Origin of the sequence: Fodinisporobacter ferrooxydans, from assembly GCF_022818495.1 — a bacterium.
Lineage (GTDB): Bacteria > Bacillota > Bacilli > Tumebacillales > MYW30-H2 > Fodinisporobacter > Fodinisporobacter ferrooxydans.
In genome coordinates this window covers 1,813,818-1,828,464 of sequence record NZ_CP089291.1, presented here as the reverse complement: position 1 = coordinate 1,828,464, position 14,647 = coordinate 1,813,818, and the positions used below count along the sequence as shown (strand labels likewise).

At 46.5% G+C, this 14,647-nt stretch carries 13 protein-coding genes and 3 tRNA genes; 2 read left to right on the top strand and 14 right to left on the bottom strand.

The window, feature by feature from the left end; all coding sequences use genetic code 11:
* Positions 1-119: 119 nt before the first annotated feature.
* Positions 120-2,060, top strand: a complete 1,941-nt coding sequence (gene thrS, locus LSG31_RS08805) for a threonine--tRNA ligase (RefSeq protein WP_347438929.1) — start codon at positions 120-122, stop codon at positions 2,058-2,060.
* Between the two features lie 243 nt (positions 2,061-2,303).
* On the opposite strand, the gene LSG31_RS08800 is transcribed toward thrS, so the two are convergent.
* The 6 genes from LSG31_RS08800 to LSG31_RS08775 form a co-directional block, all read right to left on the bottom strand.
* Entirely contained in the window at positions 2,304-2,894 is a 591-nt protein-coding gene (locus LSG31_RS08800; protein WP_347438928.1) for a Uma2 family endonuclease, read from the bottom strand.
* A gap of 327 nt (positions 2,895-3,221) precedes the next feature.
* Positions 3,222-4,523: an aminotransferase class I/II-fold pyridoxal phosphate-dependent enzyme gene (locus tag LSG31_RS08795; RefSeq protein ID WP_347438927.1), complete on the bottom strand. Its 1,302-nt coding sequence runs from the start codon at positions 4,521-4,523 to the stop codon at positions 3,222-3,224.
* Between the two features lie 97 nt (positions 4,524-4,620).
* Positions 4,621-5,934 carry an oligosaccharide flippase family protein gene (locus LSG31_RS08790; RefSeq protein ID WP_347438926.1) on the bottom strand — a complete coding sequence of 438 codons (1,314 nt, stop codon included), beginning with the start codon at positions 5,932-5,934 and terminating at the stop codon, positions 4,621-4,623.
* Between the two features lie 104 nt (positions 5,935-6,038).
* On the bottom strand, positions 6,039-6,974 hold the full coding sequence (locus LSG31_RS08785; protein ID WP_347438925.1) for a cation diffusion facilitator family transporter: 936 nt from the start codon (positions 6,972-6,974) through the stop codon (positions 6,039-6,041).
* A 137-nt stretch (positions 6,975-7,111) separates the two neighbouring features.
* Positions 7,112-7,408 (bottom strand): YerC/YecD family TrpR-related protein, encoded by a 297-nt coding sequence (locus tag LSG31_RS08780; protein WP_347438924.1) that lies wholly within the window; start codon positions 7,406-7,408, stop codon positions 7,112-7,114.
* 167 nt (positions 7,409-7,575) lie between these two features.
* Entirely contained in the window at positions 7,576-7,776 is a 201-nt protein-coding gene (locus LSG31_RS08775) for a helix-turn-helix domain-containing protein (RefSeq protein WP_347438923.1), read from the bottom strand.
* A gap of 302 nt (positions 7,777-8,078) precedes the next feature.
* On the opposite strand from LSG31_RS08775, the gene LSG31_RS08770 reads away from it, so the two are divergent.
* A complete protein-coding gene (locus LSG31_RS08770) occupies positions 8,079-8,492 on the top strand; it encodes a helix-turn-helix domain-containing protein (protein WP_347438922.1) in 414 nt (137 codons plus the stop codon).
* A 74-nt stretch (positions 8,493-8,566) separates the two neighbouring features.
* On the opposite strand, the gene LSG31_RS08765 is transcribed toward LSG31_RS08770, so the two are convergent.
* The 8 genes from LSG31_RS08765 to purM form a co-directional block, all read right to left on the bottom strand.
* Positions 8,567-8,640, bottom strand: a tRNA-Ile gene (locus LSG31_RS08765).
* A gap of 3 nt (positions 8,641-8,643) precedes the next feature.
* Positions 8,644-8,718 (bottom strand) — tRNA-Gly (locus LSG31_RS08760).
* Positions 8,719-8,782: 64 nt separating this feature from the next.
* A tRNA-Lys gene (locus LSG31_RS08755) sits at positions 8,783-8,855 on the bottom strand.
* Positions 8,856-8,961: 106 nt separating this feature from the next.
* On the bottom strand, positions 8,962-9,870 hold the full coding sequence (locus tag LSG31_RS08750; RefSeq protein WP_347438921.1) for an EamA family transporter: 909 nt from the start codon (positions 9,868-9,870) through the stop codon (positions 8,962-8,964).
* 92 nt (positions 9,871-9,962) lie between these two features.
* A complete protein-coding gene (purD, locus tag LSG31_RS08745) occupies positions 9,963-11,318 on the bottom strand; it encodes a phosphoribosylamine--glycine ligase (RefSeq protein WP_347438920.1) in 1,356 nt (451 codons plus the stop codon).
* A 96-nt stretch (positions 11,319-11,414) separates the two neighbouring features.
* Positions 11,415-12,974, bottom strand: a complete 1,560-nt coding sequence (gene purH / locus LSG31_RS08740; protein ID WP_347438919.1) for a bifunctional phosphoribosylaminoimidazolecarboxamide formyltransferase/IMP cyclohydrolase — start codon at positions 12,972-12,974, stop codon at positions 11,415-11,417.
* Complete coding sequence (gene purN / locus LSG31_RS08735; protein WP_347438918.1) at positions 12,967-13,602, bottom strand: phosphoribosylglycinamide formyltransferase; 636 nt, start codon at positions 13,600-13,602, stop codon at positions 12,967-12,969. Before purN ends, purH begins: the two co-directional genes overlap by 8 nt.
* Positions 13,602-14,639: a phosphoribosylformylglycinamidine cyclo-ligase gene (purM, locus tag LSG31_RS08730; RefSeq protein WP_347438917.1), complete on the bottom strand. Its 1,038-nt coding sequence runs from the start codon at positions 14,637-14,639 to the stop codon at positions 13,602-13,604. Before purM ends, purN begins: the two co-directional genes overlap by 1 nt.
* Between the last annotated feature and the right edge of the window lie 8 nt (positions 14,640-14,647).

Sequence of the window (14,647 nt, the reverse complement as noted above, 5' to 3'; positions counted from 1 at the left end):
GTGGAACCACGAATGACATACGTCTTCGTCCCTGCTATTACTTAGCGGGGGTGAGGGCGTTTTTTATTTTTTCCCGTTCTCTTCCCCACGCAATATATGTACACAAAGGAGTGCTAACCATGACAAACGCAGTAAAAACGGTACAAGTGGAATTAAAAGATGGTTCAACTCGTGAAGTGCCGCAAGGTACCACATTGCATGAATTGGCCGGCATGATTAGTGCCGGGCTGCAGCGCAATGCAGTCGCAGGGAAAATCGATGACAAATTATCCGATTTAAGCGCATCGATCGATCAGGATGCAAAAGTGGAATTGTATACGCTGGACAGCTCCGAGGGTCTGGAAGTCTATCGCCATACTGCAACACATATTATGGCACAAGCGATCCTGCGCTTGTTTGACGGTGTCCAGTTGGCAATCGGACCTGTCATCGAAAATGGCTTTTATTATGATTTTGGCGGTGTATCCTTTTCGCCTGAAGACCTTGAAAAGATCGAAAAGGAAATGGAGAAAATCGTCAAGGAAAATCTGCCGGTAACCCGCCAATCGGTGAGCCGCGCAGAAGCGTTGAAGCTTTTTGAAGAGCGCGGTGAAGTGTATAAGGTTGAGATCATCAACGACCTGCCGGAAGATGCGGAAATCACATTATATTCCCAAGGCGAATTTACCGATCTCTGCCGCGGGCCCCATTTGCCGTCGACTGGTGTTTTAAAAGCATTTAAGCTCTTATCCACTGCAGGTGCATACTGGCGCGGCGATTCGAAGCGGCCGATGCTGCAGCGCATCTACGGAACCGCCTTCCCGAAAAAATCCCAATTGGAAGAGCACCTTAAGCAACTGGAAGAAGCAAAACGCCGGGATCACCGCCGTATCGGCAAGGAATTGAAACTATTTGCTAACATCAAAGAAATCGGCCAGGGATTGCCTGTTTGGCTGCCCAACGGCGCAAAAATTCGCCGCACACTGGAACGCTATATTGTCGATCTGGAGGAACAATACGGCTATCTGCACGTCTATACGCCAAATATGGCAAGCACAGAACTGTATAAAATTTCCGGTCACTGGGAGCATTATCAAGAAGACATGTTTCCGCCGATGCAAATGGATCATGAAGAACTCGTATTGCGTCCGATGAACTGTCCGCATCATATGATGATCTTCAAATCTGAAATGCACAGTTATCGCGATTTTCCCATCCGCATTGCCGAACTTGGCAATATGAACCGGTATGAAATGTCAGGCGCTCTTTCCGGATTGCAGCGCGTTCGTACGATGACATTGAATGATGCCCATATTTTCGTCCGGCCGGATCAAATCAAAGAAGAGTTCGCAAACGTTGTACGCTTGATTCAGCAAGTTTACAAAGATCTTGATATCACTGAATATTCCTATCGCCTTTCTTACCGGGATCCGAAGAACACGGAAAAATATTTCCAGGACGACGAGATGTGGGAAAAGGCGCAATCCATGCTAAAAGCCGCCATGGATGATCTTGGGCTTGCGTATTTCGAAGCGGAGGGAGAAGCGGCATTCTACGGTCCGAAGCTGGACGTACAAGTAAAAACGGCGATCGGCAAAGAAGAAACGATGTCTACCGTGCAGTTGGATTTCCTTTTGCCGCAACGCTTTGACCTGTCCTACATCGGCGAAGACGGCAAATACCATCGTCCGGTCGTCATTCACCGCGGCATCCTGGGCACGATGGAACGGATGACTGCCTACTTGATCGAACGATATGAAGGAAATTTCCCTGTCTGGCTGTCACCCGTACAAGCGCGTATCCTGACTGTCGGTCCGCGTCAAAATGAATACGCCGAGCAAGTACTTTCCTACTTCAAGGCACTTGGCATTCGGACGGAAATCGATGTGCGCGAGGAAAAAATCGGTTATAAGATTCGCGAAGCACAATTGGATAAAGTGTCGTATATGTTAGTCGTCGGCGACAATGAAGTACAGGCAAATACGGTGTCTGTGCGCAAACGGGGGCTTGGCGATCAAGGTGCAAAAGATTATAAAGAAGCAGCCAATGACATTCTGCTGGATATCGCAAATAAGCGGTAGTCAGGGAATGCAAAGGTAATCAGGGAATACAAAAGAGAAACGACAGAATGGAACAGACAATCGGGATTCGCTAATTGAGAGCACATCGAGTGGCTGACAAGGTTTTAGTTTTGCAACAGACATCCTTTCAGCCACTCGTTTTTGTATTCTTGCTGTTTTCGCGGTCATTTTTAGATAGATCTCCATTGATACCCAAATATTTCTGCCGATCGGTTCATGCATTTGGTTGTTGCAGATTTCACTTTATATGCTGTCTTCCCGAAACACCCGATTCAAGTCGATTATGCAGTCTTCCAGTACACCGACTTTTATCTGATCTCCCTTTTCATAAATAGCCGCCGGCAATGGATATTTGCCATCTTCCAAAGAATACGCCTCAACAAATCGATTCAATGGGTCGACAATCCAATATTCTCTGATTTTCGCCTGTTCATACAGCCTGAATTTTTCATATCGATCCTTCTTGGCAGTGGCAGGAGACAATACTTCAATGACAAGATCCGGGCTGCCTTTACATCCCTTTTCATCCAATTTTGTCGTATCACAGACGACAACAATATCAGGCTGGATTACATTTTCTACGTCTTCATCAGATTCCTCAGCCAATGCCAAACGAACATCAAATGGTGCAATAAAGGCACGGCATGATTTACCTTCGAGATAATTTCCTAATACGCGGTATAATTCCCCAACAATCTCCTGGTGTTTTCGGGAAGGGGCAGGAGTCATATTGTAGGGAACACCACGGATTAATTCCCATCGTTCCTCATCTGACCACTTCATGTAGTCTTTGTACGTAAACATGCGTTGCTGTCTCTCCATCGGCACACTCATGAACATCCCTCGTTTCATGATCTTCTTTCATTTTTCGATCCACAGCTCAAGGATACCATTTATTGTATAGCGATTCCATAAATAAAGCCTGACACTTGAAGCTTGACACTTTAATAGCCGGAGGAAATGTCTCCTTTGGCCTTATGCTGCCGACCTCTTACATGTAAAGCTTCTGTTGCAAAGTATAGAAAAGCACTTGTCGTACTCTCCGTTACTCAGTACAACAAGTGCTTCTGCCAGATTGTAAATGCAATTTCGATACTGCTTATAATTATGTTCTAAGACATATTGCCAGTTTCACGTATTGCAATCGCGGCCTGCACGGTCTTATGCCTGTTCCAAATCTTTGACGCCTTTGTAAATCAATTCGAACAGCTCGTCGATATCTCCCAATTCCACGCAGGAGAAGGCGATGCGCAAATCGGTTTTGCCCAAGGAAATGGTGCCGACGCCATATTGATCGAGCAAGTGCAGACGCAGCGCTTCCGCATCGACCGTTTTCAATTGCAAACACATGAAGTACCCGGAATTAAACGGATAATAGACAAATGCATCGTCATACTTGCCGCTGTCGAGAATGTCTTTGACTCGATTGGCGCGAGCTTTCATCGTTTGATATTTTTCTTCTTTTTGCTTGTCAAATGCCGGAGCCTCCAGCGCCTTGAGAATCATTGTTTGCGCCGGATGCGAACAATTGGAGATCGTACCGCGGATGATTCCCATCGTCTTTTTCTCCAGCGCTGCTTGCGCTTCCGCATCTTCTACACCATATGTGATGAAGCCGACGCGGAATCCCCATACATACTCTTCTTTTGTCGCACCGTCGATCTTGATCGGCAATACGCGGGGATGCAGACCGACAAAGCTTCCAAACAAAGATTCTTTCAACGAATGCTCCTCAAAAAACAATCCAAAGTATGCATCGTCTGTAATCACGACAACATCGATGCCCGCTTCAGCTCCGCGCTTTACGGCAGCTACGATTTCTTCGCCTTCTGCCGCAGATGGCGTATAGCCTGTAGGATTGTTTGGGAAATTCAACAGCACAATCGCCTTGCCGCTGTCTTTGCAAGAGAGTATGGCGTCTTCCAGCGCTTTTGCGTTGAATGTATTTTGTTCCGTAAAAAGCGGATACACAACCGTTTTGCTGCCTCTGCGGATATTAAATGTCAAACTGTAGTTGCCCCAAAACTTGTCGGGAACGATCAAAACATCGCCGGCATCTGCAAACAAATCCGCCACAATGCTCAAACCATGTGTCAATGCATTGGTCACAATCGGCAATCCGAATGACTTGCCGGCGAGGCTTGGATTCTCTTGCAGCATTTTCTCTTTCCAAACTTTGCGCAAAGCCGGTTTCCCGGCAGGCGGCGCATATGGATACAAATCTTTCGGTTCATATGCAGACAAATTCTCCTGAATCACGCCCAGATACATGGGACTGCCATGTTCTGTCGCGATTCCAACTGTCGCATTAAATTTATGTGCTTTTTGATTGGCTTCTGCCCCTTGTGACAAAATCCCTTTTGGAAAATACATGGACTTGCCAAGTTCTGATAACATTTCAAATACATGGGAATTGCTTTTTTCCAGCATTCCGTTCAATTCTTGCGCCAAAGGATTATACATATTTTTTCCTCCTGTCAACAGGCCTAAGACTCTCTACAACTTTACACTATACCACAAAATAACGCTGTACTTTCATCAAAATAAACATTATTTCTCATCAACGATCCTTCGATTTCCGCCTTTGTGTCATACGGAAAATCAAATTCCAATCCTCTTTGCTCATCCAGACCAAATCCACGAATCGCATGTTGGAAGATTTTAAAAACAGGAACATAGCCAGCAAACATTCGGAACCGTACCCCAAAAACGATCCGATGGCGGCACCGATTAAATCAAGCCTTGGGATAAGCAGATAACAAGCCGCCACGTTTACGACGATCGCAGTCATGTCCAAATATATGGCAATCCGCGGTTTGGACAATTGGTTGGTAAAATACGTCGTAAAGATCGTATTTAGCCCATACAACGCCACACCGAATACCAAGATGGTAAAAGGAGCCACCGCGCCTGCGTATTTGCGGCTGTACACGATGGGAATCAATCCGCTTAGCAAGACGCCGCAAATGCCGATCAGCAACGACACAATCGCAGTAATGCGAAAGACCCGTGCCGTCACTTGCTGGGATTCCACAGCTTCCGCACCGGAGATTTTCGTGTAAATCACACTTGTGACAGTGCCCGCCACAAAGTTCATGACTTCAGACGCCGTGACGGAAATTCCGTAAATGCTTTTTTGCCTGTGCAAAAGATCGACCATAAAGTAATCGGCGCGATAATTCACCCGTTCAATCAAGTTGCCGACCGCTATATTGCTACCGAATCCGAGCATCTGCCTGCCAGTTTCCCCATCCCACTTGGCTGCCAGTGTAATATCACAAGCCCGGCGAGACAAATAAACAGAATAAAAAAACGATATGACATTGGAAATCGCCCATAAAGCCAAAATCAAGTTCAGTTTATAATAATCGGAATGATTCCGCATAAAAAAGAATGCGAATGCCGTCAGCACCAAGAACGCAATGTTTTGTGCGATATTTGCTTTGTTCAGTTTCTCGATTTCATTTAAGCCCTGCAGCAGACGGCTGAAAAATCCGAATCCCATAATAAACGGCGCGGCAATCAGCAAATAGGGAATGGAAAGAACTTGATACTCCAACGATATCTTATGTAGCATGAAGCCAACCGGCAAACACAATACTGTCAAAATCGACACACAGGCCAGAAAAAAATTCGCGACTGTCTGCACGCTGTTCACTTTTAATTTCAGGCGTGTAATGGCATACGGGACAAATGAGCCGAACCCGCCAAAAAAAGCTGCATACACACTGGCGTACACAGTCGCATCATTGTATACCCCGCGTTGATCCACTCCTAAATATCTGGCAATCAGCACGCTGCTGACGAGCCCCAAAACGGATAATGCGATTTTATTTGCAAATGTAAAAAAAATACGTTTCTTTGTCGTGTTCATTCGATTCCCTCTTGCAATTAAGACTCCCATCAACTGTTTATCCTACCACACTTCCTCTCAATCGTCTGCAAGGAATTCCTTCCGCTTCCATAAATCAATTTCTGCTAATCAATTTCTGCATGAGGCGGATCAGCCGCATTCTCACCGTGCAGCAATCCTTCATGGTGTGGATGTGACTCTGTTTCCAACTGCAACGTCGGGTGGCCAATGTTAAATTTCGAGCGCAGGAGTTCCGTTGCCCCGTCTAATGTATGTTGTGCTTTTTCAATCGTCATCGTCGGCTGAATCACCAGATGACAAGTCATCGCTACGTGTTCATCGCTGACACCCCAAATATGCAAGTCATGCACATCACGAATGCCCTCAATTGTTTTCAACTCCTCGATCACATCTAAAGGATCGATTTCTTTCGGGACGCCCTCCATTAAGATATGGATGGCTTCCTTCAGGATTTTGCGGGCATTCCAGGATAATAAAAAGGCAATCATCACAGACAGGATGGGATCAATCGGATACCAATCGGTCAGATGAATGACGATCGCGCCTGTAATGACTCCGATCGAAGCAGCCGCATCTCCAATAAAGTGCAAAATCGCCGAGCGAATATTTAAATTCGCTTCTCCCCGCGTCAATAAAAAGACGATGATCAGATTGATCAATAACCCGATCCCTGCTGCTCCGATCATCGTGGAAAACGCGATCGGTTCCGGTTGGAAAAGCCGTACAATCGCTTCTCCCAGGATCCAAAAAGATAATAAAATCAGTGTGCCCGTATTGCCAAAAGCGGCAATGACACTTGCTCGATGATACCCAAATGTCATTCCGCGATTTGCCGGTTTTTGCGTTTGTTTTAATGCATACCAGGTCAACGCCGTCGACAGCAGATCTGTCAGTACATGAGCGGCATCTGAGAGCAATGCCAAGCTGTGTGAAACAAATCCCCCAATGACCTCGATCAAAAAAAGTACCAGCGTCAAACAGAACGTAACCATTAACTTGGCATTATATTGCTCTACACCCCCGTGTGTCGATGTATCCAAGCAAACAAAACCCCCTTTGCGAAATGCAAATTCAATGCAAACGATACAACAGCATACTATCTATTTTGCTCCCAAATGCGATAAAAAAATGAAAAACCACTGAATATTTCAGATGAATGCTTCAGTGGCCGTTATTTTCACTTTGTTTCCGTCAATCGCTCCAATACCATCTTGTATCCGTCTGTACCATAATTCAAACATCGTTTGACACGGCTGATGGTAGCGGTACTCGCGCCTGTTTCTGATTCAATTTGATTATATGTAAAACCTTTTCCAAGCATCCGTGCCACTTCCAGCCGCTGAGCCAGGGATTGTATTTCATTCACCGTACATAAGTCATCAAAAAATTGATAACATTCTTCTACAGACTTCAGCGTTAAAATTGCTTCAAATAATTGATCAATTGTAGAATCCCGAAGTTTATCCAATTGCATGTCGATTACCCCCATGCTTGTATCATACTTTTTTTCATTAAAGCTTTACAACTCTACTTCTTTAGAGTTGTATAAAAAATTTTCGACATTCATGAGGGGTTTCCTTCTTGCTGCAAATCAACTTCCTGAACGGAACACCTAAAAGGAATGGTATCGATTTGTCAGGATTATTCCAATAATGTTTGAATCGGAATATTCAACTCCTTTGCAATCGCAGATAATTTCTCAATACTGGACCCCCGCATCCCCGCTTCTATCGCATAAATATAACTTGCTGAAACACCCGCCCGCTTCGCTAATTCCTTCACAGATAACCCCAATTGTTGCCGTCTCTGGCGAATCCGTCCAGCCAAACGTTCCCGATTCATAGCTTTACCTCACCTGCCATATACTCTTTTGGACATCCGGTGTCGAAATTACACAGTTGTAAATCATAATTACTCATTTGAGTATATTTTACGCAGTTTGGCAAAAAACTTCATGTTTGCTATACGTTAATTTAAGCAATCTACATTCTTTTATCTTCAATTTTCTAACTGTTCATCTTAAAATTGGAAACCTCCAGTTTACACATTTGTGTAACATCGATATAATAGAAGCTAACAGATGCTTGTATTCCAAACGATTCATAATCCTCTTACATCATTCTGGAATTTTTGGAGGTAGCACAGTGAGTACTCCACTTGGGTTAAAGCTTAAAGAATTACGGCTGAATCACGGATGGACAATAGCCGATTTATCCAAGCGTTCCGGATGCTCAATCAGCCATATTTCTTCATTGGAACGGGGAGAACGGACAAAACCGTCCATGACGATTATGCAAAAACTAGCAAATGCCCTCGGCGTTTCTGTGCAGTATTTTTTTGATGATGAGCAATCACAGGATGCAAACGACTTGCCAAGCTATATTTCGTTTGAACAGCTTTCCAACGAACTTAAAAATTTTGTTTTAAAAGAAGACTCGACGCCTTATATTCATTTAGCCAAGGAAATCAAAGAAATATATGAACAGCAGGCATCGCAGACAGCGATCTTGGAAGCCATTGCCCAATTTTTAAAACGCCAAGAACAACGGAATTCTTAATCGGTTAGACATACACAATAAAAAACCTCTTTCCAAATCTCATTACAAGATTCGAAAGAGGTTTTATCATATGATGGGCCCACTAGGACTCGAACCTAGGACCAACCGGTTATGAGCCGGCCGCTCTGACCAACTGAGCTATGGGCCCCTATGGAGCGGAAAACGGGACTCGAACCCGCGGCCCTCGCCTTGGCAAGGCGATGCTCTACCACTGAGCTATTTCCGCACAGGATATACATAGGACTCTACAACTTGCAATATATATCATACATTTTAAAACGTCAATAGGATGAGCCATGCTGGACTCGAACCAGCGACACCCTGATTAAAAGTCAGGTGCTCTACCAACTGAGCTAATGGCTCTTGAGACGTTTTTTAGTATATCATATCCTGAAAACAAATAGCAATAGTATTTTCGAATATTATTTTCAAAAACATTTTTGAAATATCCCGCCATTCCATCAAACAGTCAATGAAACGCTTGCCGTGTCTTTCTAAACTTTAAAAACTGTCTGTATTCGGATATGACGATTCCCAATACTATACTCGTAACTCCAAGCCACTGAATGACATTGACAGATTCCCCTAAGAAAAAGTACGAACTTATAACTGCGACCGGCAATTCGATCGAACCAAGTACGCCTGCAACACTCCCGCCAATCACAGGAGTGCCGAGAGTGAAACACAACGGCGGTATTGTCTGGCTTAATAAGCCGACAAACAATGCCCACTTCCAAAGACCTGCAGCCAGTGCTCCCTGCCACAAAAATACAGGAGGATAGATACTGCAGACAATACTCGCCGCCACGAAATTGATCACCGCACTGCTTGCAAAAGGGACTGCCTGTGTTTTGAGATAAGAAGTTCCAAATAAAAACGCGGCATATAGGAATCCCGATAAAAACCCAAGGAGGATACCCACAAATGAAATGTCGTGCAGATCCGCATGAAAAATATCGACAGCCAACAATGTACCGAGAACAATACAGACAAGCGCCAACCATTTTTCTTTCGCCGGTTTTTTGCGGTGCACCAAATAGTCGAACAACATGACAATCCAGGAAAATTGGAACAGCAATACGATCGCGATCGATGCCGGCAAATATCGCAAGCTTATATAATAAAACACGCTTGTGCCGGCAGAAATGAACCCTAAGAGGATAAGCAGGAGAAAATCCCTTTTATTTATGCGAAAAAACGATTCCCGCCGAAGCATTGCCAGGATCGATAAGATCAGCACTGATATAAGAAATTGGGCATCTGTCATTTCTTCCGGCTGAAAATGGTGCGCATAGGACAATTTTATAGTCATTGAAACAAATCCATAGCTTGTTCCGCCGAGGAGTACTAACATCATTGCCGGAAAACGACGATTCATTGTTTGTTGGTCCTCCTCATTTTTACAAAAATAACCCTTGTCTGGAGTCATACGAATTTCTTCCAGGAACAAGGGTTTTACCTCGCTGTGTTTTATTTAGACCGTTCCATCGCTTTTTTGCCTATGTCTGTCCGGTAATGCATGCCTGCAAACTCAATGGAATGAACTGCAGCATATGCCTGTTCGCGGGCTTGCTGTAATGTTTCCCCGAAACCGGTGACTCCGAGCACACGACCGCCATTTGTGACAATTGCTCCGTCCTGCCATGCAGTTCCAGCATGAAACACAACAGTCCTGGCAGTTTCAACGGCAGCCAGTCCCGCGATCATGTCGCCTTTTTTATAATTGCCCGGATATCCTGCCGCCGTTATCACAACACACACGGCGGCGTTATCGAACCACTCAATCTTCAGTTCTGATAATCGCGGCGTCTTTGGATTACCGGTCCCTTTCTCTTGATCCTGAACTGTGTTCTGATCCTGATCCACATCCTGATCCTCATACGGCGATTGTGCGATTGAGAGACATATATCGACCAGATCCGTTTTCAACCGCGGCAAGACCACTTGTGTCTCCGGATCGCCAAAGCGCGCATTGAATTCAATCACATAGGGTCCATCTGCCGTCAACATCAGTCCTGTATAAAGCACACCTTTATAGTGAATTCCCCGCTGCTTCAACTCCTGCAATATCGGCTGAACAATCGTTGTTTCCACTTGCTTTATGACATCATCTGTCATGTCGGGAACAGGGGAATATGTCCCCATGCCGCCTGTATTCGGACCTTTGTTGTCATCAAACACCGGTTTATGATCTTGTGCCGGCACCATCAGCACATAGTCAGTACCATCGACAAATGCCAAAAGAGTTGCCTCCGGGCCAGTCAAATATTGTTCGACAACTACCTGTGCACCTGCTTGTCCAAACACTTGATTTGCCATCATGTCATCCAATGCGGAGAGCGCCTCTTCCGTACTTTGTGCCACGACGACACCTTTGCCGGCAGCCAATCCATCTGCTTTCAACACGACAGGCGGCGTCTCTTTCAGGATAAAATCCCGTGCTTGTGCCAAATCCGTAAAAACCCGATATGCGGCAGTCGGCACACCGGCATCCAGCATCAATTGTTTCGCCCAGGATTTGGAAGATTCGATTTGTGCCCCTGCTTTTCTCGGCCCAAATATCAATAAGTCCTGCTGTTCGAACAGATCCACAATTCCCTTTGCCAGTGCGACTTCCGGTCCGACAACTGTCAAATCGATTCTCTCTTCCTTGGCAAACTTCGCTAACTGTTCAACGTCATCTGCTTGTATCGGCACACAAGTTGCCAAAGCAGCAATACCCGGATTGCCCGGTGCACAGTAAATCGCCGGTTGGTGCGGGCTTTGCGCCAATTTCCAGACCAGCGCATGTTCCCTGCCGCCGGAACCCACTACTAAAATCTTCATATGCCGGACTCCTTTTTCGCCAAACTCTTAATGAGGATATTCAAAAAGTAGTCAAAACTCCACAGTGTCTTACTTAACCACTTTTTGAACACGAACTTAATGTTTAAAATGCCGCACACCTGTAAAGACCATGGCAATACCGGCTGCATTTGCCGCATCGATGGACTCTTGATCCCGTACCGAGCCGCCTGGTTGAATCATCGCCGTGATGCCATGCTTTGCTGCCAAATCCACCGTATCCCGCATCGGAAAAAACGCATCCGAGGCCAAAATTGCACCGTTCGCCAGCTCACCCGCTTGACGGATCGCAATCTCCGCTGCGCCTACCCGATTCATTTGACCGGCGCCAATGCCAACTGTCCGATCTTCGCGAACCAAAACGATCGCATTTGACTTCACATGCTTGACAACATTCCAGCCGAAGAGCATCTGTTTCCATTCTTCTTCTGTCGGCTGCCGGTCTGTAACGACTTGCACATCTTCACGCTTTAAGGAATGAACATCCCGGTCTTGGATCAAAAGTCCGCCTTGCACTTTCAGTGTCGTCTTGTCCCGCCAGGCCTTGCCTGCCAGCACTTGTTCAGTAGACCGGAGATCCACTGTCATGATGCGAATGTTCTTTTTCTTCGCCAAGATTTCGAAGGCGTCCGGGTCATAGCCTGGAGCAAGAATGATTTCCAGGAAAATCTCCGACAGCGCTTGTGCCGTCGCACCGTCGACTGTGCGATTGAGCGCCACAATACCGCCAAAAATAGATACAGGATCTGCCTCGTACGCTTTTTTAAAGGCGGCAGAAATCGAATCTGCAATGCCGACGCCGCAAGGATTGGTATGCTTGACGGCAACTGCGGCCGGTTCCGCAAACTCGGAAAGAATCGACAACGCGGCGTTTGCGTCATTGATGTTGTTGTAAGACAATTCTTTGCCATGCAATTGTTTGGCATATGCAATGGACGAATGTGTCGTCAGCGGCTCGCGGTAAAAAGCGGCTCCTTGGTGAGGATTTTCCCCATAGCGCAAATCTTGTGCTTTTTCATATGTAAGCGTGATCGATTCCGGATACTCTTCACCTGTTTGCTCTGTCAGATAGTCTGCGATCAGTGCATCATACGCAGCCGTATGACGGAAAACTTTGGCCGCCAAACGGAACCGTTCTTCTTCGCGGATCGGTTGATTTGCATCGAGGTGTTCAATCACCCAACTGTAGTCATTGGCATCCACCAGCACGACGACACCGCTGTAATTCTTGGCCGCCGCCCGCAGCATGCTCGGTCCGCCGATGTCGATGTTTTCAATCGCTTCTTCCAGGCTTACATCCGGCTTGCTGATCGTTTGTTTGAACGGATACAAATTTACCACGACATAATCAATCGTTCCAATGTTCAACTTTTCCAGTTGTTCCATGTGGCTCGGATTGGACCGCACAGCCAAAAGACCGGAATGGATATTCGGGTGCAGCGTTTTGACGCGGCCATCCATAATCTCGGGAAATCCGGTGACGTCGGAAATTCCAATGACCGGAATACCCGCTTGCGCCAACAGCTTTGCGGTGCCCCCGGTAGAAATGATCTCAATTCCATGCTTTGCAAACGCATTGGACAATTCCACAATCCCTGTTTTGTCAGACACACTAATAAGCGCACGTTTCTTAGCCAATCGATTCATCCTTTCTCAGATATACTTTTCGCCCTTCAATGACGACACGATATTGCAGTATGGAAGCAACCACTTTCGGCAACAATTCATGCTCCACCCCATGAATCCTTGCCGTCAGCGATTCCAGCGTATCCTCTTGCAAAACAGTCACGGGCTGTTGTGCAAGGATCGGGCCTGTGTCCATTCCCTCATCGACAAAATGCACCGTAACACCCGTCACTTTTACACCAGCCTGAAACGCTTGGCCGATTGCGTCTTTGCCGGAAAATGCCGGCAGCAAGGACGGATGCAAATTGATCATCCGCTGGGAGTACGCCTGTAAAATATCCGACCCGATCAGTCGCATGTAACCAGCCAAGACGATCCAGTCGATCTGTTTTTCCTTTAACACTTGCAAAATTGCCTGCTCATACTCCGCTTTGGCCGGAAATGATTGCGGAGAAAATGCCGCCACCGGAATACTGGCTGCCTGCGCCTTCGCAACTGCGCCGCAAGCAGGTTTGTCTGTCACGAGCAAAGCGATCTTGCCATACGCCTTTGACCCCCGAAACATTCCGCTGGCCTCTGCATCCAGCAAGCATTGAAAATTCGAGCCGGTGCCTGAAGCAAAAACAGCGATCCGCTGCATTACTTTGCTCCTCCTTTGGACGTCAGAGACACTCCTTCTTGTGTGGCCACCGCGCCGATCCGGTACGCCGCTTCCCCGAGCGCCCGGGCCCGGTCAAGGACTGCCTCCGCATCCTTTGCATCGACCACAAGCACCATGCCGATGCCCATATTCAATGTTCGATACATATCAAACTCTGGAATCTGTCCTGTTGTTTGAATCAAATCAAAAATCGGCAAGATCGGCCATGATCCTTTTTCAATGGTTACACCCAGTCCAGCCGGCAATACGCGCGGAATATTTTCAATAAATCCGCCGCCGGTAATATGCGCCATGCCTTTAATGGAAAATGTCTGCAATAGATCCAATATCGTCTTGACATAAATGCGCGTCGGCGTCAACAATGTCTCGCCAATCGTACTGTCGCCAAAGGATTGCTGCAAATCCAATTTCCCGTCTTCCAGAAGCACTTTTCTTACGAGGGAAAAACCGTTGGAATGCACACCGCTGGAAGCAAGCCCGATCAATACGTCTCCCGCTTGAATGTTTGCACCTGTAATCATCTTTGCTTTTTCCACAATGCCAACAGCAAAGCCGGCAATGTCATACTCGCCTGCCTGATACATCCCGGGCATTTCCGCCGTTTCTCCACCGATCAGGGCACACCCTGCGTCTACACAGCCTGTTGCGATCCCCGCCACCACTTGCTCGGCAACTTCCGGCAACAGTTGCCCGATGGCCAGATAATCGAGAAAGTACAGAGGTTCCGCACCCATGACGACAATATCATTCACACACATGGCTACAGCATCGATGCCAATCGTATCATGCTGATTCAACGCAAATGCGAGCTTCAACTTCGTGCCGACACCGTCTGTCCCGGAAATCAACACCGGTTCCTTATATTTGGACACATCCAATGCGAATGCGCCGCCAAACCCGCCAAGTCCTAGCAGCGCTTCTTTGCGCATCGTTTTGGCGACATGCTTTTTCATCCGTTCTACCGCTTCGTTGCCTGCATCGATATTGACACCGGCTGCACGATATAGCTCACTCATCCGACCGT